This is a genomic window from Micromonospora sp. NPDC048868 (assembly GCF_043198195.1).
GTDB lineage: Bacteria > Actinomycetota > Actinomycetes > Mycobacteriales > Micromonosporaceae > Micromonospora > Micromonospora reichwaldensis.
In genome coordinates this window covers 1-19,546 of the sequence record NZ_JBICUN010000034.1, presented here as the reverse complement: position 1 = coordinate 19,546, position 19,546 = coordinate 1, and the positions used below count along the sequence as shown (strand labels likewise).

Sequence of the window (19,546 nt, the reverse complement as noted above, 5' to 3'; positions counted from 1 at the left end):
CTACCCTTCCCACGATGGTCCAACCCTTGGCGTGATCTTGTCGATACCCCTGCTCGGAAGCAGGGGTGGCGCGACGCGTCCGGAGCTTCGGGGGCGGGGTGATGTGGGCGCGACGCCGCGTACCTGTCAGGATTGAGGATGGCGTGCGTGCGGCCGGCCACCGGCCGGCGGCGGCGGGCGGAGGTCGAAGCCCGCGCCCGCGCCCGCCGACTCAGTCGCAACCCTACGGAGGTAGCCCGCACCGTGGCCCAGTACATCTACGTCCTGGAAAAGGCGCGCAAGGCGCACGGCGACAAGGTCGTGCTCGACAACGTGACGCTGAGCTTCCTGCCGGGGGCCAAGATAGGTGTGGTCGGCCCCAACGGCGCCGGCAAGTCCAGCCTCCTCAAGATCATGGCAGGGCTGGACAAGCCGAGCAACGGCGAGGCCCGGCTCATGCCCGGCTACACCGTCGGCATGCTCGCCCAGGAGCCCCCGCTCAACGACGCCAAGACCGTGCTCGGCAACGTCGAGGAGGCGGTCGCCGAGACCAAGGCCAAGCTGGAGCGGTTCAACAAGATCGCCGAGCAGATGGCCACCGACTACTCCGACGAGCTGATGGAGGAGATGGGCCGGCTCCAGGAGGAGCTGGACCACCTCGACGCGTGGGACATCGACTCCAAGCTCGAACTGGCGATGGACGCGCTGCGCTGCCCGCCGCCGGACGCCGACGTCACCCAGCTCTCCGGTGGTGAGCGCCGCCGGGTGGCGCTGTGCAAGCTGCTGCTGGAGGCGCCCGACCTGCTGCTGCTCGACGAGCCCACCAACCACCTGGACGCGGAGAGCGTCTCCTGGCTGGAGCAGCACCTGGCCAAGTACGCCGGCACCGTCATGGCGATCACCCACGACCGGTACTTCCTGGACAAGGTGGCCGGCTGGATCCTCGAGCTGGACCGCGGCCGGGCCATCGGCTACGAGGGCAACTACTCCACCTACCTGGAGAAGAAGGCGGCCCGGCTGGCCGTCGAGGGCCGCCGCGACGCCAAGATGAAGAAGCGGCTCACCGAGGAACTGGAGTGGGTCCGCTCCAACGCCAAGGCGCGGCAGACCAAGTCCAAGGCCCGACTCGACCGCTACGACGAGATGGCCAACGAGGCGGAGAAGACCCGCAAGCTCGACTTCGAGGAGATCCAGATCCCGCCGGGCCCGCGCCTGGGCAACACGGTGATCGAGGCGCAGAACCTCAGCAAGGGCTTCGGCGACCGGCTGTTGATCGACAACCTGTCGTTCTCGCTGCCGCGCAACGGCATCGTCGGCATCATCGGCCCCAACGGCGTCGGCAAGACCACGCTGTTCAAGACCATCGTCGGGCTGGAGCAGCCGACCGGCGGCGAGGTCCGGGTCGGCCCCACCGTCTCGCTGTCGTACGTCGACCAGAACCGGCAGGGCCTCGACGGCGACAAGAGCGTCTGGGAGGTCGTCTCCGACGGCCTGGACTACCTCATGGTGGGCAAGGTCGAGATGCCGTCGCGGGCGTACATCGCGGCGTTCGGATTCAAGGGGCCGGACCAGCAGAAGCCGACCAAGGTGCTCTCCGGCGGCGAGCGCAACCGGCTCAACCTCGCGCTGACGCTGAAGATCGGCGGCAACGTGATCCTGCTCGACGAGCCGACCAACGACCTGGACGTCGAGACCCTCTCCAGCCTGGAGAACGCGCTGCTGGAGTTCCCCGGCTGCGCCGTGGTCATCTCCCACGACCGGATGTTCCTCGACCGGGTCTCCACGCACATCCTGGCCTGGGAGGGCGACGACGAGAACCCCGCCAAGTGGTTCTGGTTCGAGGGCAACTTCGAGGCGTACGAGAAGAACAAGATCGACCGGCTCGGCGCGGAGGCGGCCCGCCCGCACCGGGTGACCTACCGCAAGCTGACCCGTGACTGAGCGCGCGGACCGCAGCCGATCATGAGCGACCGCTTCGTCTACCACTGCACCCTGCGGTGGTCCGACCTGGACGCGTACGGCCACATCAACAACTCGCGCTTCCTCACCCTCTACGAGGAGGCGCGGGTGGCGTTGATGTTCGCCGGCGGCCGGGCGTGGGGGGTGGGCTCGTTCGCCGACGGCGTCGTGATCAGTCGGCACGAGATCGACTACGTGCGCCCGGTCGAGTACGCCCTCGGCCGGGCCACCGCGGAGGCCGCCCCCACCGTGCGCATCGAGCTGTGGGTGGAGGAGATCCGGGGCGCGTCGTTCACCGTCGCCTACGAGCTCTTCGACGGCGAGGTGCTGGCCAGCCGGGCCCGTTCGGTGCTGGTGCCGTTCGACCTGGCCCGGCAGCGGCCCCGGCGGATCACCCCGGAGGAGCGGACGTTCCTGCTCACGTACGCGCCGCAGGGCGGGGTGGCGTGACGGCGGCCGGCGGGCCCCTCGCCCCGGCGGGGGCCGGTGGCGGCGGGACGGTCGCCGGCGGGCACGGGATCGCCGACGCGGCCGACGCGGGGGCCTTCCTGGCCCGTCTCGTCCGGCTGGACGGCGACGCGCCGGTCCGGCTCAGGTCGGCCGGCGCGACGGGCCGTACGGCCCTCTGGGGGCGTCTGCCGTGGGGCGTGCTGGTCGTCCGCACGGTGGCCGGCGACGGCCCCGGCGACGCCACGGTCCCGGCCCGCGAGTTGCTGGCCGAGCTGGCGGCGAACGGTGCGGCCCTGCCGACGCGGCGGGACGAGCGGTGGCGGTGGCCGCTGCCGCCCGCGGCGAGCCGCCGGGTGGAGACGCTGCCGGGCGTGGAGCTGCGGCGGATCGCGGCGGCGGCGGCGGGAGCCCTGCGCGACGCCAGCACCCACGGCGTCGGCGGGCGTGCGGTGGGGCAGCGGGCGCTGCGGGACGCGCTGCTCGACCACGTGCCCGTGGTGGTCACCCCCGAGGACCCGCCGGGCGAGCCGGTCGAGGTGACCCAGCGGATGGTCCAGGGGTTGATCCGGATGGGCTTCCTGGGACCCGCCGAGGGGTCGGCCGGGACGGTCGGCGGGGGCGACGTCCAGGTGCGAACGGTTGGTCGATGGGTCGGCCTGGTGGGACCGTACGGAGCGATATGGTCGCAGAAGGCCACCGAACTTGCCGTGCGGCCCCTCTGAATTCATCCGTTCGGCTGACCCTCGGTCATTCTTCTGTCCTGGGGCTGCCGTTGGGGGGGTGCTTCAACCCGGCTGTCCGGGTACCGTCCATCCTCGGATCCAACGCAACGTAGGCGAGTGGATCCGCTGGGGAGTGAGGTGCGCGAGCGATGCCGTGGTGGTCATGGCGCCCCGGTCCCGCCAACGGCGGCGGCGACCCGGAAAGGCGGAGCGGGGTCACAGTGGAGAGCACCGTCCGGGTCGGACCACCGACCCCCCGTCAGCCGGGAGACGACTGCCCGCCGACGGAGCGAGCCGTGATCGCGGACATGCCCGCCACGGTCGAGCCGGTCACCCTACGCCGCGTCTGCGACGCACTCGACATGCTCGACGTGCGCTACCTGGCCGACGGCGACGGCAACCTGCTGGCCATGTGGGAGCGGCACGCCGTGCTGGTCACACTGGAGGGTCCGGAGGACGAGATCCTGGTGATGCGGGCCCGTCCACACGCGACGGTGCCGCCGGACTGGGCCGACCGCGCCTACCGCGTGGTCAACGAGTGGAACCACACCCGCCGCTTCTGCAAGGCCTACATCGGCGACCCGACCGAGCGCGGCCAGCTGCCGATCTACGCGGAGTTGCAGGTGCCGTTCGGTGCCGGGGCGCACGACGCGCTGCTGGTCGAGATGCTCGACTGCGGCGCGGCGGTCGCCACCAGCTTCGTGGACTGGCTGCACGACGAGGGCGCCCTGCTCTGAGGCACCGGACGCCCGCCGGGCGATCCGGTGCCCGGGCGAACGCCGACGGACGGCCCGGCACCCGCCGGGCACCCGAGGGTCGGCCCGGTCAGGCCGGCCCCGCCGGGTCCTCCATCGCGTTGACCATGAAGTAGGCGGCCCGCTCCAGGTAGTCCCACAGCGCGGTGGCGATGTCCGGCGGCAGGTCGAGCCGGTCCACTGCGCGGCGCATGTGCAGCAGCCACGCGTCCCGCTCGGCGGCGCCGATCCGGTAGGGCGCGTGGCGCATCCGCAGTCGCGGGTGCCCCCGTTGCGCCGAGTACGTGTTGGGGCCGCCCCAGTACTGCATGAGGAACAGGGCCAACCGGTCCGCGGCCGGGCCCAGGTCCTCCTCCGGATACATGGGGCGCAGCAGCGGGTCGTCGGCGACCCCGGCGTAGAACTCGTCCACCAGCTTGCGGAATGTGGGCTCGCCGCCGACCGCTTCGAAGAGGGTCATCGACGCACCGGGACGGTCGGACTCACCTGCGGCATTCACCGTTCCATCCTGCCAGGTGCCATGTCGGGCGAGCGGGGGGTGCCGGCTGTGGGTCGGGTCACCGCGTGCCGCCGCCGTCCCGCCTCGCCGGGGCGACCGCCCAACGGGCCGCCGGCCCGCCGGACCGCTCCTCCGCGGGCCGCCCCGGCGCGCCCGCCGGGGCGGCGGGACCGGCTGCCTGCCGGGGGGCCGCGCCGCCCGCCTGCTGGGCCGCGCCGCCCGCCTGCTGGGCCGCGCCGCCCGCCTGCTGGGCCGCCTCGATCGCCGCGTCGATCGTCGACCGGCTCGGCCAGCGCAGGGCGGCGAGCGTCATCAGCAGCACTCCGACGGCGCTCCACACCCCGACCACGAGCGGGATGGAGTATCGCTCGGCCAGCAACCCGGTGACCAGGACGGCCACGCCCTGGATGACCTGGACGCCGGTCGCCATGACGCCGAAGGCGCGGGCCCGGAAGCCGTCGGGCAGCGCCCGGACGAAGAGCCCGTTGGCCACCGGCAGCATGCCGGCGACGGCGAACCCGCAGGCCGCGGCGAGCAGCGCCACCACCAGGGGCGGCGGGTCGAACAGGGCGGGCACCAGGGCCAGCGGGGAGAGCACCGCCAACGGCCGCATCAGGCTCAGCCGGCGGTCCGGCCCGAACGCCCGGCTGACGACGAGGCCGCCGAGGATGAAGCCGACGGGGTTCGCCGCCATGATGATCGCCTGCGCGGCGCCGGCGTCCAGCTGGCCGGCGTGCTCGCTCGCCCAGGCGGCGGCGAGGCCCTCCGGCACCACGGAGAAGAGCATGGCGGCGAAGACCAGCACGGCGATGGCCCGCAGCACCGGGGTGCCGAACACGATCTGGAAGCCCTGCGCGGTCTCCCGCAGCAGGTGGCTGCGGTGCGCGGCGGTCATCGCCGTCGGCCGGTCGGCCACGCCGAAGCGGACCAGCGCGGCCGACAGGGCGAACGTCGCCGCGTTGACCAGGAGCGCGGTGGTCGGGTTGAAGGCGGCGATGGCCGCGCCCGCCAGGTAGCCGACGACCTGGGCGGCCTGGCCGACGCTGCTGATCATCGACAGCCCGACCACCAGGCGGTCCCCGGTGAGGACCAGGGGGATCAGCGCCGACTTGGCGGCCTGGCTCGGTGGGTTGGCCAGCGTGGTGGCGAAGAGCAGGGCCAGGATCATCGGGACGGGCACGCCGGGGATGGCGATGCACACCATCAGCACCATCCGGACGAGGTCGCAGATCACCATGACCTGCCGGTAGCGGTGCCGCTCCGCGAGCGTGGCGAGCAGGGGGCCGCCGACCAGCCAGGGCAGGTAGCTCACCGCGAAGGCGGCGGCCGAGAGCGCGACGGAACGGGTCTCCTCGTAGACCAGCAGGGTGACCGCGGCCTTGGCGATGTAGTCGCCGATCCAGGAGAGCGCGCTGGCCGTGAAGACGGCGCCGTATTCGCGGTTGGCGAACACCTCGCGGAAGGTTGCCGGCCCTTCCGGGGATGGTCGCTCGTCAGGCACCGTCGCCTCCATCGTTCCCCTGAGCGGGCCACTCGTGATGGACGGCCCGGGAACCGTCGTCAGATCTACGGATCAGCGAGGACGTGATCACGCTCCGGGGGAGCGCGTTGCACCGGATTTTGCCCGATCGTCCGACGAGTGGCTAGGGCGAAGGGGTTGATCGTCGCATCTCCGACTGAACGAACGGACGATACCCGAGGGGCCACCCGGCTCGCGACCCCCGCCGCCCGGCGTTCTGGGCGCCTCAGGTGGCGCCGCCCTGCCCGGTCTCGCCGGGGGTGGGGACCGGCATGCCGGGGTAGAACCGGGCGGCGGCGATCTTCGCGGTGATGCCGGAGTTCTCCAGCGCCTCGGCGAGCCGGCGACGCAGCTCCCGGCCCACGGCGAACTGCCCGTCCGCGGACGTCTTGACCACCGTACGGATCACCGCGCCGTCGACAGTCATCTGCTCGACGCCCAGCACCTCCGGCGCCTCGACGATCTCCGGTGCCAGGTCGGGGTCGATCGCCACCGAGGCGGCGGCGGTACGCAGCACGGCAGTGGCCTCCTCCGTGCCGGCGAAGCCGATCGGCAGGTCGACCACCACCAGGGCCCATCCCTGGCTCTTGTTGCCCACCCGGACGATCTCGCCGTTGCGGATGTACCAGAGCACGCCCCGCCCGTCGCGGACGGTGGTGACCCGCAGCCCGACCGACTCCACCACGCCTGTCGCCTCGCCGAGGTCCACGGTGTCGCCGACGCCGTACTGGTCCTCGATCAGCATGAACAGGCCGGCGATCAGGTCCTTGACCAGGCTCTGCGCGCCGAAGCCGAGGGCCACGCCCGCGATGCCGGCGCTGGCCAGCAGCGGGGCCAGGTCGAAGCTGAACTCCTTGAGGATCATCAGCAGCGCGATGCCGAAGATGAACGCGGTGCTCAGGCTGCGCAGCACCGAACCGATCGCCTCGGCCCGCTGCCGGCGCCGCTCCGGAACGAACTCGCCGGGCTCGACGGCGGCGGTGGGGATCCGCTCGCGCAGCGGACGCAGCATGGTCGGCACGCCCGCGTCGGTGGTGGTGCGCACCAGCCGGCGGATCGTGCGGTGCACCAGCCACCGGGCGGCGACCGCCAGCAGCAGGATCATCACGATCCGCAGCGGCTTGAGCAGGATCCAGTAGCTGCCCTCGGCGAACCACACCGAGCCGGTCATGTCGTAGACGCTCTTGCAGAGGGCGTCGTCCAGGCAGGTCGGCGACGGAGCCGGGTCCGGCGCCTCGACGGCGGGCAGGGCGGGCGGCGTCAGGCTGGCAGCGGTCACGCTGTCTTCGTACCGCACCCGGCGGGGCCCCGACCCCCCGACCCTCCGCGTCGTGACCCGGCCCCCGGTGGCGCGTGCCGGCCGGGCGCGGTCGCACCGGTCAGGTGGCACCCCGGGAGTACGAGCTGACGGCGCAACTATCATGATCAAATGACAGCTTCCACCTTCGTCTTCGTGCCCGGTGCCGGCAGCAACTCGTTCACCTGGGCGCCCATGCAGCGGGAGCTGGCCCTGCGGGGGCACCGCTCGCTTGCCGTCGACCTGCCCGGGCACGGCTTCGGCGCGACGTTCCCGGCGGCGTACCAGGCCCCGCAGGACCTCGCCGCCCTGGCGGCCGCGCCGAGCGCGATGGCCGGCGTCGGCCACGCCGACAACGTGGCCCACGTCCTGGACGTCGTGCGGCGGGTACGCGAGCACGGACCGGTCATCCTGGTCGGCCACAGCCGGGGCGGGCTCACCCTGACCGGGGTCGCCAACGCCGCCCCGGAGCTGCTGGACCGGCTGGTCTACATCTCGGCGTGGTGCTGTGCCGCCGACACCCCGGCCGGCTACCAGGCCTCGGCGGAGAACGCGTCGAGCGCCCTGAACGGCGTCGGCGGCCTGCTCGCCGCGAACCCGATGGAACTCGGCGCGCTGCGGTTCAACTGGCGCACCGCCGACCCCGCGCTGCTCGCCACCCTCCGGGAGGCGATCCTGGCCGACGGCACCGACGACGAGTTCCACGGCTACCTGAACACCCTGGAGCCGGACGAGAGCCTGGACGCCGGCGAGGAGCGGGCCGACCCGCAGACCTGGGGCCGTGTCCCCCGCACCTACCTGCGGCTCACCGCCGACCGGTCGATGCCGATCGCGCTCCAGGACCGGTTCATCGCCGACGCCGACGCGCTCACCCCCGACAACCCGTTCGACGTGTGGTCCCTCGACGTCAGCCACGCCGCGGTGCTGGTCCGCCCCGGGGAGACCGCAGCACTGCTCTCCTCCCTGGCCCGGGTCTGACGGGCCGGTGGGCCGATCGACGCCCGGCGCGGCCGATGATGCGCGCGGGAGGTCGCACCCGCCGGTGCGGCATTGATCAAATCATCGTGATCGCGTTCATCGGCTTCAATGCGTAAACATGATCATCGGGGCCCGGAATGCGGCGCGTGGGAATGGGCGGCGGGTGCCGGGCGGCGAGCGGCGCCGGGGAGTCCGCCCCTGCTCAGGGGCGGATCCGCCCGTTTCCGGGTGATGCCTGGCCGGCTTCCGACATTAGTGCGTGCAATCCGGGAGCCGATCAGGGACGATGGGCGCACGGACGTCGGTGATCCGGCCGGCGTCGGCCGTGGTGGGCGACTGCGCCCGTTTCCGGTCGGCGGTGGCGAGCAGGGGGCCGCTGAACCGGGAGGGTGAACGCGATGCCTGACATACGACCCACGGTGGGCTCCGGTGCGCTGGTCCTCAACGCCACCTACGAGCCGCTGTGTGTCGTGTCGGTGCGCCGCGCCGCCATCCTCGTGCTCTCCGCCAAGGCGGTCTGCGTCGCCGACGGCGACGGCATTCTGCACAGCGCCCGCGACGCGCTGCCGGTGCCGTCGGTCGTCCGCCTCACCCGCTTCGTACGCGTGCCCTACCGCACCCACGTCGGGCTCTCCCGCCGCGCCATCTTCGCCCGGGACGGCTGGCGGTGCGCCTACTGCCGGGGGCCCGCCGAGACCATCGACCACGTCTTCCCGCGCAGCCGGGGCGGCCGGCACGCCTGGGAGAACGTCGTCGCGGCCTGCGCCCGGTGCAACCACACCAAGGGCGACAAGACGCCGGCCGAGCTGGGCTGGCGGCTGCACGCGCTGCCGGCGGCCCCGAAGGGCACCGCCTGGCGGGTGCTCGGCCACCGGGCGCCGGACCCCCGCTGGTCCGACTGGCTCGACCTGCGCGAGCCCGAAGGCCGCCTGAGCCGGGAGCCCGAGGCCGCCTGACCCGTCGCCCGCGCCCGCACGACCCGGCGCGCGGGCGGGCCGGTCACGTCGTGCGCGCCCGGACCAGGGACGCGAAGACCACCACGTTGTCGGCGTAACCGGTCTCCCCGCCCACCCAGCGCCCGCCGCAGGTGATCAGACGCAGCCGGGGGCGGTCGAAGTCGCCGAAGACCTCGTCCACCGGCAGCCGGTCCTTGTCGAAGCGCTCGACGGAGTCCACCTCGAAGACGGCCACCGAACGGTCCTGCCGGGCGACCTCGATCCGGTCACCGTCGTCCAGGTCCCGCAGCTTGTGGAAGACCGCCGGCCCGCTGGTCGTGTCGACGTGCCCGACGATCACCGCCGGGCCGTACTGCCCGGGAGTCGGGCCCTGGTCGTACCAGCCGGCCTCCTGGGCGCGGGCGGCGTCCGGCACCGCGATGCTGCCGTCCGGGGCGATGCCGACCCCGTGCACGGGCGCCCGGACGTCGATCGGGTCGATGGCGATGCCGACGGGCCGGCTGGCGGGCAGCACCGGGAACTTCTTCGGCGCGGGCCGCAGCCCCGCGAGGAACCGCTCCGGCAGCACGCTCACGCCGGCGATCCGCTCCACGCCGAGCATCGTGACGATCAGCGCCATCAACGTCCCGATCACCAGCACCGGCAGGCCCGGCCCCCGCCCCGGGGCCAGCCGGCGGCCGGCCGGGATCCGGCGGTAGCGGGGTCGGGCGGGCAGCGGACCGGCGGCCGGGTCGGTGGTGGCGACGCTCGCCGACACCGCCTCCCCGGCCACCCGGCGCAGCCGGCGGGCGGTCGCGGCCGCCGCCCGGCGGGACGCCCGCAGCGCCCGCCGGGTGGTCGCCCGGACCCGGCCCGGATCCGATCGCCTGGTACGCCTCAGGGAGCCGGCCATGGCGACGGCGGGTCAGGAACCGGACCCGGTCCGGCGGCGGTTGCCGAAGAAGCCGAAGCCCACGGCCAGGGCCACGACCGCGAGGCCGCCGATCATCAGCATCGAGCCGGTGCCCGAGGCGCCGGCGGTGCCGCCGCCCCCGGTGGCCGGGCCCTTGCTGGGCTGCTCCATGCTCAGCACCGTGAGCGTGGTGGTCGCGGTCTTGCCGTTGTCGCAGCGCAGGTCCACCGGGTAGTCGCCGGGCTCCTTGCTGCCCGGGATGGTGACCTGGCCGGTCAGGAAGCCGTTGTCCGGCCGCAGCATCACCCGCCCGAAGGCGTCGGAGTGCACGTCGGCCTGGCGGTTGTTGGCGTTGTCGCAACCGGCCCGGATGCTGACCCGGGTGCCGGCCTGCGCGCTGTTGGGCACCACCTCGACGAAGGTGTTCTCACCCGCCCAGGCGGGTGCGAGAGTCGTCAGGACGAAGGCCCCGACCAGCCCCAAGACGGTCAGAGCGCGGGTCAGGGCACGTTGGAACGCTGTGAGCACCGGCATGATCCCCCCTTCCGGTGACGATCACCGGAATCCTCCCCGGGCAACAGGGGCCTGCTTTCCCGCTGGCCGGGGGGCAAACCCGGGGCGGGTCAGCGCTGCCGGTCGGCGGGGGGCAGCGGGGTGACGGGCTGCCATTCCAGCGGGGTGGAGAGCACCATCGTGCTGGACGGCTGGCCGTACGGGGCGAGCCGGTCGATGACGCCCTCGAAGTCGTCGATCGACCCGGCGGCCACCTTGAGCATGCTGCACGCGTCGCCGGTGATCCGGTGGATCTCCAGGATCTCGGGCCAGTTCGCCACGTCCGGGTCCCGCAGGATGCACCGCGCTCCGTAACAGGACATCCGGATCAGCGCGACCACGGTGCGGCCGGCCCGGGTCAGGTCGACGTGGGCGTGGTAGCCGGTGATCACCCCGGACTCCTCCAGCCGGCGCACCCGCTCGGCCACGGCCGGCGGCGACAGGTGCACCCGTCGGGAGAGTTCGCTGAAGGAGAGGCGCGCGTCGGCCTGCAGTTCCCGCAGCAGCGCCCAGTCCATGTCGTCCATGAGGCGACCTTACTTTCTCGAAGCCGAATCCGGCTCATGCCTTCTGCGTAGCAGGTCAGACGGGGTGAGCGCCGTTGATCCGGCATTCCATCCGGGGGTTCCGCCGAGACATCATGTCGACATCCCGAAAACGGCCGACCGTCGGCCGTCCCGGGTGACGGAGCAGAGGGAGGCCACCGGTGGAGCAGACGGACGTGCGCGTACCCGCCAAGGCGGCGGTGCGCCCGGTGACCCCGCGGCAGCGCGCGGCCCGCGCCGCCCGCAACGGCGGCGAACCGACGCTGGAGTTCGCCGAGCGGGTGCCGTACGACGCGTACGTGCACGCCAGCACGCTGCACCAGCTGCAGCAGCCGCTGAGCGACGACCCCGGCGAGATGTCCTTCCTGATGGTCAGCCAGATCATGGAGCTGTACTTCAAGCTGACCTGCCACGAGCTGCGTGAGACGCAGCGGCTGCTGCGGGCCGACCGGGTGTGGGACGCGCTGGCCCCGCTGCGCCGCGCCGCGCTGCACCTGGAGGGGCTGAACGCGGCCTGGAACGGGCTGCGCTGGATGACCCCGGCCGACTTCAACCGGTTCCGCAACCTGCTGGGCGAGGGCTCCGGCTTCCAGTCGGCGATGTACCGCCATCTGGAGTTCCTGCTCGGTCTCCGCGACGAGACGCTGATCCGGCCGTTCCGGCGGCAGACCGACGTCCACGCCGAGCTGCGCGCCACCCTGGCGGCGCCGAGCCTCTGGGACGACGTGGTCGCCCTGCTGGCCCGGCACGGCCACGACCTGCCGGCCGACCTGCTCGACCGGGACGTCAACGCCGAGCACCAGCCGCACGCCGCCGTGGAGGCCGCCTGGGTGCGGATCTACGCCGAGCCCGGGCCGGAGAACCACCTGCGGATGCTGGGCGAGGCGCTGACCGAGGTGGCCGAGCAGTTCGGCGACTGGCGGCAGCACCACGTCAAGGCGGTGCAGCGCACAATGGGCGCCAAGGTGGGCAGCGGCGGCTCCGCCGGACTGGCGTGGTTGCAGCGGAGCATGGCCCGGGTGGTCTTCCCCGAGCTGTGGTCGGCCCGGACAGCGATGTGACCCGAGAGCGAGACGACCCCATGACCACCCCCGCATCCGATCCGTCCGGTTTCGCCGCCGGTGAGGCCGAGGCGCGCCGCCTCGACGCCGCCGATCCCGGGCACCGCCACCTGTTCCACGTGCCGCCGGCCGACGGCGGCCGGTACCCCGAGGCCGCCTACCTGGCCGGCAACTCCCTCGGCCTGCAACCCCGGGCCACCCGCGACGAGCTCGCCGCCGACCTGGACGCGTGGAGCCGCCTCGGCGTCGAGGGACACCTGGAGGGCGAGCGGCCCTGGCTGCCGTACCACGAGCTGCTGACGGCGCCGGCCGCGCGACTGGTCGGCGCCGCCCCGGCGGAGGTCGTGGTGATGAACTCCCTGACGGTCAACCTGCACCTGCTGATGGTCAGCTTCTACCGGCCGGCCGGGGCGCGCACCCGGATCGTCATCGAGGACAGCACCTTTCCCTCGGACAGCTACGCCGTGCGCAGCCAGGCCCGCTTCCACGGCCTCGACCCGGACACCACGGTCGTCCGGCTGCGCCCGCGCGCCGGCGAGGACACCCTGCGCACCGAGGACGTGACCGCCTACCTGGCCGCCGAGGGTGACACGGTGGCGCTGGTGCTGCTCGGCGGGGTCAACTACCTCACCGGTGAGCTGATGGACATCCCGGCCATCACCGCCGCCGGCCGCGCGGCGGGGGCCGTGGTCGGCTGGGACCTCGCGCACGCCGCCGGCAACGTCCCGCTCGCCCTGCACGACTGGGACGTCGACTTCGCCGCCTGGTGCTCCTACAAGTACCTGAACTCCGGCCCCGGCGCGCTGGCCGGCGTCTTCGTGCACGAGCGGCACCTCGGCGACCCCGACCTGCCCCGCTTCGAGGGCTGGTGGAGCACCGAGGCGGCCACCCGGTTCGAGATGACCCCGGTCTCCCGGCCGCCGGCCACCGTCGAGGCGTGGCAGATCTCCAACCCGCCGATCTTCGCGATGGGTCCGGTGCGTACCTCGCTGGAGCTCTTCGACTCCGTCGGGATGCCCGCGCTGCGCGAGCGCAGCGTCCGGCTCACCGGCTACCTGGCTCAGCTGCTGGACGAGGTGACCGCGAACCGTCCGCTGACCGTGGTCACCCCGCGCGAGCCGGAGCGGCGCGGCTGCCAGCTCTCGGTGCGCATCGGCGCGGGCAGCGCGGCCGGGCTGGCCAAGCGGCTGCGGCACGAGCACGGCGTGATCGCCGACGCGCGGGAGCCGGACATCATCCGGTTCGCCCCGGTGCCGCTCTATTCCACGTTCCACGACTGCTGGCGGGTCGCCGACGCGCTGGCCGCCACGGTGGAGGTGAACTCATGACCGACCAGCGGGACGAGATCGCGGTCGTCGGCGCGGGCCTCGCCGGCTGCCTGCTGGCCTGCTTCCTGGCCCGGCGCGGCTACCCGGTGGCGCTCTACGAGCGGCGGCCCGACCCGCGCACCGGCACGGTGGAGCGGGGACGCTCCATCAACCTGGCGCTCTCCGAGCGGGGCCTGGACGCGCTGCGCCGCATCGGCCTCGACGAGCAGGTGCTGGCCGACGGGCTGCCGATGCGCGGCCGGATGATCCACCCCGTCGACGGCGAGGCGCAGTTCCAGTCGTACAGCGCCGCCGGCGACCGGGCGATCAACTCGATCAGCCGGGGCGCGCTGAACAACGCCCTGCTCGACGCGGCCACCAGCCTGCCCGGGGTGCGGGTCGCCTTCGACCACCGGCTCGTCGGGCTCGATCCGACCAGCGGCGAGATGACCTTCGAGACCCCGCAGGGCACGGTCGCGGCCACCGCGTCGGTCGTCCTCGGCGCCGACGGCGCCGGCTCCGCGGTGCGCGGGCAGCTGCTGGCGTACGGGCTGCTGACCGAGAGCGTGGACTTCCTCGACTACGGCTACAAGGAGCTGACGATCCCGCCGCTGGGCGGGGACTTCGCCCTCGACCCGGAGGCGCTGCACATCTGGCCGCGCGGCACCTCGATGATGATCGCGCTGCCGAACCCGGACCGCTCGTTCACCTGCACGCTCTTCTGGCCCACCCACGGCACCGCCAGCTTCGCCTCCCTGGGCAGCCCGGCGGCCATCGAGCGGCACTTCGCCGAGCACTACCCGGACCTGCCGCCGCTCGCCCCGGGCCTCGTCGACGACTACCAGCACAACCCCGTGGGCGTGCTCGGCACCGTCCGCTGCACCCCCTGGCAGGCGTACGGAAAGGTCGGCCTGCTCGGCGACGCGGCACACGCCATCGTCCCGTTCTACGGCCAGGGCGCGAACTGCGCCTTCGAGGACGTGGTCGAGCTGGACCGCTGCCTGGACGAGTGCGCCGACGACTGGTCCGAAACGCTGCCGCTGTTCCAGCAGCGCCGGCAGGCCAACGCCGAGGCCATCGCGCAGATGGCGCTGGCGAACTTCGTGGAGATGCGGGACAAGGTCGCCTCGCCGCTGTTCCAGGCCGGCCGGAAGGTCGAGCACGCGCTGGAGCGGGTGCTGCCGGGCCGGTACGTCTCCCGCTACGAGCTGGTGTCCTTCTCGACCACCCCGTACGCGGAGGTGCGTCGCCGGGTCCGCCGGCAGCACCGCCTGCTCGGGGCGGTGGCCGCCGGGGCCGTGGCGCTGCTGGCCGGCGCGGTCGGCCTCACGATCAGCCGAGGGAGGCGTCGATGACCGTGACCTGGGATCCCCGGCTGATGGCCGGGCGGGCGCCCGACGGCCCGCCGCTCCTGCGCAATTTCGTCGGTGGTGAGTTCGTCGATGTGGGGCGGCGGTTCACGAAGCGCAGTCCGGTCACCGGTGAGCCGGTCTTCGAGGTGGTGGAGGCCGACCAGGCGTGTGTGGACGACGCGGTCGCCGCCGCGCGGGCCGCGCTGCGCGGGCCGTGGGGCCGGATGGGGGAGCGGGAGCGCGCCGAGGTGTTGCGTCGGGTCGCCGTCGAGTTGGAGCGTCGTTTCGACGACCTGGTGACCGCCGAGGTCGCCGACACCGGCAAGTCGATTTCGCAGGCGCGCACTCTGGACATTCCGCGTGGTGCGGCGAACTTCCGTGCCTTCGCGGAGATCGTGGCGACGGCGCCGACGGAGTCCTTCACCACGGTCACCCCGACCGGTGGCCGGGCGTTGAACTATGCGGTGCGCAAGCCGGTGGGTGTGGTGGCGGTGATCGTGCCGTGGAACCTGCCGCTGCTGCTGCTTACCTGGAAGGTCGCCCCCGCCCTTGCCTGCGGTAACGCCGTGATCGTGAAGCCCAGTGAGGAGACGCCCGCCTCGGCGACCCTGTTGGCGGAGGTGATGGCCGCCGCGGGGGTGCCGGAGGGTGTGTTCAACCTGGTGCACGGCTTCGGTCCGGATTCGGCGGGTGAGTTCCTGACCCGTCATCCGGATGTCGACGCGATCACCTTCACCGGCGAGTCGTCGACCGGCAGCGCCATCATGCGGGCGGCTGCCGATGGGGTGCGGCCGGTGTCGTTCGAGTTGGGTGGCAAGAACGCCGGGCTGGTCTTCGCGGACGCGGATCTGGACGCGGCGGTGGCGGGTTCGGTGCGGTCGAGTTTCACCAATGGTGGTCAGGTGTGTCTGTGTACCGAGCGGGTCTATGTGCAGCGGCCGGTGTTTGAGGAGTTCACGGCCCGGCTCGCGCAGCGGGCTGGTGAGCTGTCGTTCGGATGGCCCGCCGACGAGGCCACGGTGAACATGCCGCTGATCTCGCATCAGCATCGCGAGAAGGTGTTGGGCTATTACGACCTGGCTCGTGGTGAGGGCGCGCAGGTGCTGGCCGGGGGCGGCGTGCCGGCCTTCGGTGACGCCCGTGATGGTGGTGCGTATGTGCAGCCGACGGTGTTGACGGGGTTGGGTGCGGATGCGCGGACCAATCGCGAGGAGATCTTCGGGCCGGTGGTGCATGTGGCGCCGTTCGACGATGAGGATGAGGCGTTCGCGTTGGCGAACGGCACGGAGTACGGGTTGGCGGCGGCGGTGTGGACGCGCGATGTGGGTCGGGCGCACCGGGCCGGTATGCGGTTGGACGCGGGGATCGTGTGGGTGAACACGTGGTTCCTGCGGGACCTGCGGACGCCGTTCGGTGGGGTGAAGGCGTCCGGGATCGGGCGCGAGGGCGGCGTGCACTCCCTCGATTTCTACTCCGAGTTGACCAACGTCTGCGTGGACCTGACATGAGCGGCGGCGTTCGTATCGGCGTCGCGGGTGTGGTGGACGTGGCGAGTACATCGTGGGTCGGGCGCATCGGGCCGGTATGCGCTTGGACGCCGGCCTCAGTGTCGCGGGGTGTCCGTCCGGCTTCCGGTCGACCCGCGGCTGTCGGTAGCGGCTCCGAGTGGAGTGGGGAGCTGACATGAGCGTTGATTACGAGGCGGCGGCGCGGGAGCTGGCTGGCGCGCGGGACGACGGTAAGCCGTGTGCGCCGCTGCGGGGGCGGTTGCTGCCGGAGGGCGACGTTACGTCGGCGTACCTCGTGCAGCAGCTTCAGGTGCGGCAGTGGTTGCAGCGCGGCCACCGGCGGGTGGGCGCGAAGATCGGGCTGACGTCGCGGGCGGTTCAGGAGAGCTTCGGTGTGTTCCAGCCGGATTTCGGGGTGTTGACCGATGACATGGCGGTGGCCGACGGGGCTGAGGTGCCGGTGGGCCGGCTGTTGCAGCCCCGGGTGGAGGCGGAGGTCGCGTTCGTCCTGGGCGCGGACCTGCCCGACGAGCGGATCACCGGCGCGGACGTGATCCGGGCGGTGGACCATGTGCTGCCGGCGATCGAGATCGTGGATTCGCGGGTGGCGGGGTGGGACATTTCGATCGTGGACACGGTGGCGGACAACGCCTCCAGCGGCCTGTTCGTACTGGGCACGACGCCGCGCCGGCTGGCGGATGTGGATCTGCGGCTGTGCGGGATGGTCCTCGAACAGGCTGGTGAGCCGGTGTCTGTCGGAGCGGGCGCGGCGTGCCTGGGTAATCCGTTGCATGCGGTGCAGTGGTTGGCGCAGACCCTCGCACGTTCCGGTGATCCGCTGCGTGCCGGGGATGTGGTGCTGTCCGGGGCGCTCGGTCCGATGGTGCCGGTGACGGCGGGTGCGGCGTACGAGGCGCGGATCTCCGGCTTGGGCTCTGTCCGCACGTGCTTCTCGAAGGAGGCGTCGTGACCACCGGTGTGGCGGTGATCGGGTCGGGCAACATCGGCACCGATCTGATGATCAAGGTGTTGCGGTTGTCGGAGTCGCTGCGGATGGTGGCGATGGTGGGCATCGACCCCGATTCCGATGGTCTGGCGCGGGCCCGGCGGTTGGGTGTGGCGACCACTGCCGAGGGTGTCGATGGCCTGGTGGCGATGCCGGAGTTCGCGGATGTGGAGTTGGTGTTCGATGCCACGTCGGCGGGTGCGCACCGTTACAACGATGCGGTGCTGGCGGCGCATGGTCGGCTGGTGGTGGATCTGACGCCGGCGGCGGTGGGTCCGTATGTGGTGCCGCCGGTGAATCTGGACGAGCACCTGGGTGAGCGCAACGTGAACATGGTGACGTGTGGTGGGCAGGCGACCGTGCCGATCGTCGCCGCCGTGGGTCGGGTGACGCCGGTGGCGTACGGCGAGATCGTCGCGTCGATCGCGTCGAGGTCGGCGGGGCCGGGGACGCGGGCGAACATCGACGAGTTCACGGAGACGACGGCGCGGGCGATCGAGGTGGTCGGTGGCGCGCAGCGTGGTAAGGCGATCATCGTGTTGAATCCGGCGGATCCGCCGTTGTTGATGCGTGACACGGTGTACTGCCTGTGCGAGGACGCCGACGCCGATCGGGTGGCGATCGCCGCGTCGGTGGGGCGGATGGTGGCGGCGGTGCAGGAGTACGTGCCGGGGTACCGGTTGAAGCAGGACGTGCAGTTCGACCGGGTCGATGCGTACGTGCCGTCGTTGGGTCGGCACCTGAGCGGGTTGCAGGTGTCGGTGTTCCTGGAGGTCTCCGGCGCGGGGCACTATCTGCCGGCGTACGCGGGGAATCTGGACATCATGACGTCGGCGGCGCTGCGCACGGCGGAACGGCTGGTGGCGGTGCGTTCCGAGGCTGCTTCGGGGGTGCTGTCGTGACTGATCTGTACATCCAGGACGTGACGTTGCGCGACGGCATGCACGCCGTGGCCCACCGCTACACGGTCGAGCAGGTCCGCACGATCGCGGCGGCGTTGGACGCGGCTGGGGTGGCGGCGATCGAGGTGGCGCACGGTGACGGCCTCGCGGGGTCGAGTGTGAACTACGGCCATGGTGCGGCCAGTGACGCGGACTGGATTTCGGCGGCGGCTGAGGTGATGACGAACGCGAAGCTGACGACGCTGCTGCTGCCCGGGATCGGCACCATCGCCGATTTGAAGGCGGCGAAGGCGCTCGGGGTGACGAGTGTGCGCATCGCGACGCACTGCACGGAGGCCGACATTTCGGCGCAGCACATTGCGTGGGCGCGGGAGAACGGCATGGACGTGTCCGGGTTCCTGATGATGTCGCATATGAACGATCCGGCCGGTCTGGCGGGGCAGGCGAAGTTGATGGAGTCGTACGGGGCGCACTGCGTCTACGTCACCGACTCCGGCGGCCGACTGCTCATGTCCGACGTCGCCGAGCGGGTGGACGCGTACCGGCAGGTGTTGGAGCCGAGCACGCAGATCGGTATCCACGCCCACCACAACCTCTCCCTCGGCGTCGCCAACAGCGTCATCGCCGTCGAGCACGGGCGGATCCTCGGCGACGGGCCGCTGGGTTCGCCGTCGGGGCGCACGGTGCGGGTGGACGCGTCGCTGGCGGGGCAGGGTGCGGGGGCGGGTAATGCGCCGTTGGAGGTGTTCGTCGCCGTCGCCGAGTTGCACGGCTGGGAGCATGGTTGTGATGTGTTCGCGCTGATGGATGCCGCTGACGACATTGTGCGTCCGTTGCAGGACCGTCCGGTGCAGGTCGACCGGGAGACCTTGTCGCTGGGCTATGCGGGGGTGTATTCGAGTTTCCTGCGGCATGCGGAGCGGGCGTCGGACAAGTACGGGGTGGACGTGCGCTCGATCCTGGTCGAGTTGGGTCGCCGCCGCATGGTCGGCGGGCAGGAAGACATGATCGTGGACGTGGCACTGGACCTCGCCGACGGTCGCGCGCAGACGGGCGCGGCACAGTGAGCGTGAGGATTGAGCCGGGCGTGCGAGCCGCGCAGTCGCGAACGAGGGAGACGCCATGATCGGGCCGGACACTGCGGGTATCGCCGAGCGCCTCGGCGTGGCGGCGGACACCGCCACCGCCATTCCGCAGCTTGCTGCGGAGACGGGTCTGGATGTGGATGCGGCGTACGGGGTGCAGACCGCGTTGATCCAGCGTCGCCTCGACCGCGGTGAGCGGCTGGTCGGGTTGAAGATGGGCCT

At 72.2% G+C, this 19,546-nt stretch carries 19 protein-coding genes and 1 pseudogene; 14 read left to right on the top strand and 6 right to left on the bottom strand.

Annotated features, from left to right (window positions below; translation table 11 throughout):
• Positions 1-243 precede the first annotated feature (243 nt).
• From ettA to ACGFNF_RS30055, 4 genes are all read left to right on the top strand, one after another.
• Positions 244-1,920, top strand: coding sequence for an energy-dependent translational throttle protein EttA (ettA, locus tag ACGFNF_RS30070; RefSeq protein ID WP_311414377.1), 1,677 nt, complete (start codon positions 244-246; stop codon positions 1,918-1,920).
• A gap of 21 nt (positions 1,921-1,941) precedes the next feature.
• A complete protein-coding gene (locus tag ACGFNF_RS30065; protein ID WP_393172278.1) occupies positions 1,942-2,388 on the top strand; it encodes an acyl-CoA thioesterase in 447 nt (148 codons plus the stop codon).
• A gap of 68 nt (positions 2,389-2,456) precedes the next feature.
• Positions 2,457-3,110 carry a hypothetical protein gene (locus ACGFNF_RS30060; protein ID WP_357580908.1) on the top strand — a complete coding sequence of 218 codons (654 nt, stop codon included), beginning with the start codon at positions 2,457-2,459 and terminating at the stop codon, positions 3,108-3,110.
• A 149-nt stretch (positions 3,111-3,259) separates the two neighbouring features.
• On the top strand, positions 3,260-3,847 hold the full coding sequence (locus ACGFNF_RS30055) for a YbjN domain-containing protein (protein WP_088998782.1): 588 nt from the start codon (positions 3,260-3,262) through the stop codon (positions 3,845-3,847).
• A gap of 88 nt (positions 3,848-3,935) precedes the next feature.
• Here ACGFNF_RS30055 and ACGFNF_RS30050 read toward each other — a convergent pair whose 3' ends face one another.
• The 3 genes from ACGFNF_RS30050 to ACGFNF_RS30040 form a co-directional block, all read right to left on the bottom strand.
• Positions 3,936-4,325 (bottom strand): globin, encoded by a 390-nt coding sequence (locus ACGFNF_RS30050; protein ID WP_393172276.1) that lies wholly within the window; start codon positions 4,323-4,325, stop codon positions 3,936-3,938.
• A gap of 97 nt (positions 4,326-4,422) precedes the next feature.
• Positions 4,423-5,877 carry an MFS transporter gene (locus ACGFNF_RS30045; RefSeq protein ID WP_393172274.1) on the bottom strand — a complete coding sequence of 485 codons (1,455 nt, stop codon included), beginning with the start codon at positions 5,875-5,877 and terminating at the stop codon, positions 4,423-4,425.
• A gap of 232 nt (positions 5,878-6,109) precedes the next feature.
• A complete protein-coding gene (locus ACGFNF_RS30040; protein ID WP_393172272.1) occupies positions 6,110-7,162 on the bottom strand; it encodes a mechanosensitive ion channel family protein in 1,053 nt (350 codons plus the stop codon).
• Positions 7,163-7,312: 150 nt separating this feature from the next.
• On the opposite strand from ACGFNF_RS30040, the gene ACGFNF_RS30035 reads away from it, so the two are divergent.
• On the top strand, positions 7,313-8,158 hold the full coding sequence (locus ACGFNF_RS30035) for an alpha/beta hydrolase (protein WP_393172270.1): 846 nt from the start codon (positions 7,313-7,315) through the stop codon (positions 8,156-8,158).
• Between the two features lie 398 nt (positions 8,159-8,556).
• The gene (locus tag ACGFNF_RS30030) at positions 8,557-9,114 is read left to right on the top strand and encodes an HNH endonuclease (protein ID WP_132239323.1); all 558 of its coding nucleotides are present in this window, start codon (positions 8,557-8,559) and stop codon (positions 9,112-9,114) included.
• 43 nt (positions 9,115-9,157) lie between these two features.
• Here ACGFNF_RS30030 and ACGFNF_RS30025 read toward each other — a convergent pair whose 3' ends face one another.
• From ACGFNF_RS30025 to ACGFNF_RS30015, 3 genes are all read right to left on the bottom strand, one after another.
• Positions 9,158-10,006 carry a class F sortase gene (locus tag ACGFNF_RS30025; protein ID WP_357578355.1) on the bottom strand — a complete coding sequence of 283 codons (849 nt, stop codon included), beginning with the start codon at positions 10,004-10,006 and terminating at the stop codon, positions 9,158-9,160.
• A 12-nt stretch (positions 10,007-10,018) separates the two neighbouring features.
• Complete coding sequence (locus tag ACGFNF_RS30020) at positions 10,019-10,540, bottom strand: hypothetical protein (RefSeq protein WP_393172267.1); 522 nt, start codon at positions 10,538-10,540, stop codon at positions 10,019-10,021.
• Between the two features lie 89 nt (positions 10,541-10,629).
• Positions 10,630-11,085 carry an Lrp/AsnC family transcriptional regulator gene (locus tag ACGFNF_RS30015; RefSeq protein WP_393172265.1) on the bottom strand — a complete coding sequence of 152 codons (456 nt, stop codon included), beginning with the start codon at positions 11,083-11,085 and terminating at the stop codon, positions 10,630-10,632.
• Between the two features lie 179 nt (positions 11,086-11,264).
• On the opposite strand from ACGFNF_RS30015, the gene ACGFNF_RS30010 reads away from it, so the two are divergent.
• The 8 genes and pseudogenes from ACGFNF_RS30010 to ACGFNF_RS29975 all read left to right on the top strand — a co-directional run.
• Positions 11,265-12,164: a tryptophan 2,3-dioxygenase family protein gene (locus ACGFNF_RS30010; RefSeq protein WP_357578352.1), complete on the top strand. Its 900-nt coding sequence runs from the start codon at positions 11,265-11,267 to the stop codon at positions 12,162-12,164.
• Positions 12,165-12,184: 20 nt separating this feature from the next.
• The gene (kynU, locus tag ACGFNF_RS30005) at positions 12,185-13,492 is read left to right on the top strand and encodes a kynureninase (RefSeq protein WP_393172263.1); all 1,308 of its coding nucleotides are present in this window, start codon (positions 12,185-12,187) and stop codon (positions 13,490-13,492) included.
• Positions 13,489-14,826, top strand: coding sequence for an FAD-dependent oxidoreductase (locus ACGFNF_RS30000; protein ID WP_393172261.1), 1,338 nt, complete (start codon positions 13,489-13,491; stop codon positions 14,824-14,826). The genes kynU and ACGFNF_RS30000 overlap by 4 nt, the downstream gene beginning before the upstream one ends.
• 23 nt (positions 14,827-14,849) lie before the next feature.
• Positions 14,850-16,331 (top strand): 2-hydroxymuconic semialdehyde dehydrogenase, encoded by a 1,482-nt coding sequence (locus ACGFNF_RS29995; RefSeq protein WP_393172287.1) that lies wholly within the window; start codon positions 14,850-14,852, stop codon positions 16,329-16,331.
• A gap of 175 nt (positions 16,332-16,506) precedes the next feature.
• Positions 16,507-17,301, top strand: coding sequence for a 2-keto-4-pentenoate hydratase (locus ACGFNF_RS29990; protein ID WP_393172259.1), 795 nt, complete (start codon positions 16,507-16,509; stop codon positions 17,299-17,301).
• Entirely contained in the window at positions 17,298-18,239 is a 942-nt protein-coding gene (locus ACGFNF_RS29985) for an acetaldehyde dehydrogenase (acetylating) (RefSeq protein ID WP_393172257.1), read from the top strand. The genes ACGFNF_RS29990 and ACGFNF_RS29985 overlap by 4 nt, the downstream gene beginning before the upstream one ends.
• Positions 18,236-19,306, top strand: a complete 1,071-nt coding sequence (gene dmpG, locus ACGFNF_RS29980; protein WP_393172255.1) for a 4-hydroxy-2-oxovalerate aldolase — start codon at positions 18,236-18,238, stop codon at positions 19,304-19,306. The genes ACGFNF_RS29985 and dmpG overlap by 4 nt, the downstream gene beginning before the upstream one ends.
• A 55-nt stretch (positions 19,307-19,361) precedes the next feature.
• Positions 19,362-19,546, top strand: a pseudogene (locus tag ACGFNF_RS29975) (4-oxalocrotonate decarboxylase); the annotation flags it as partial.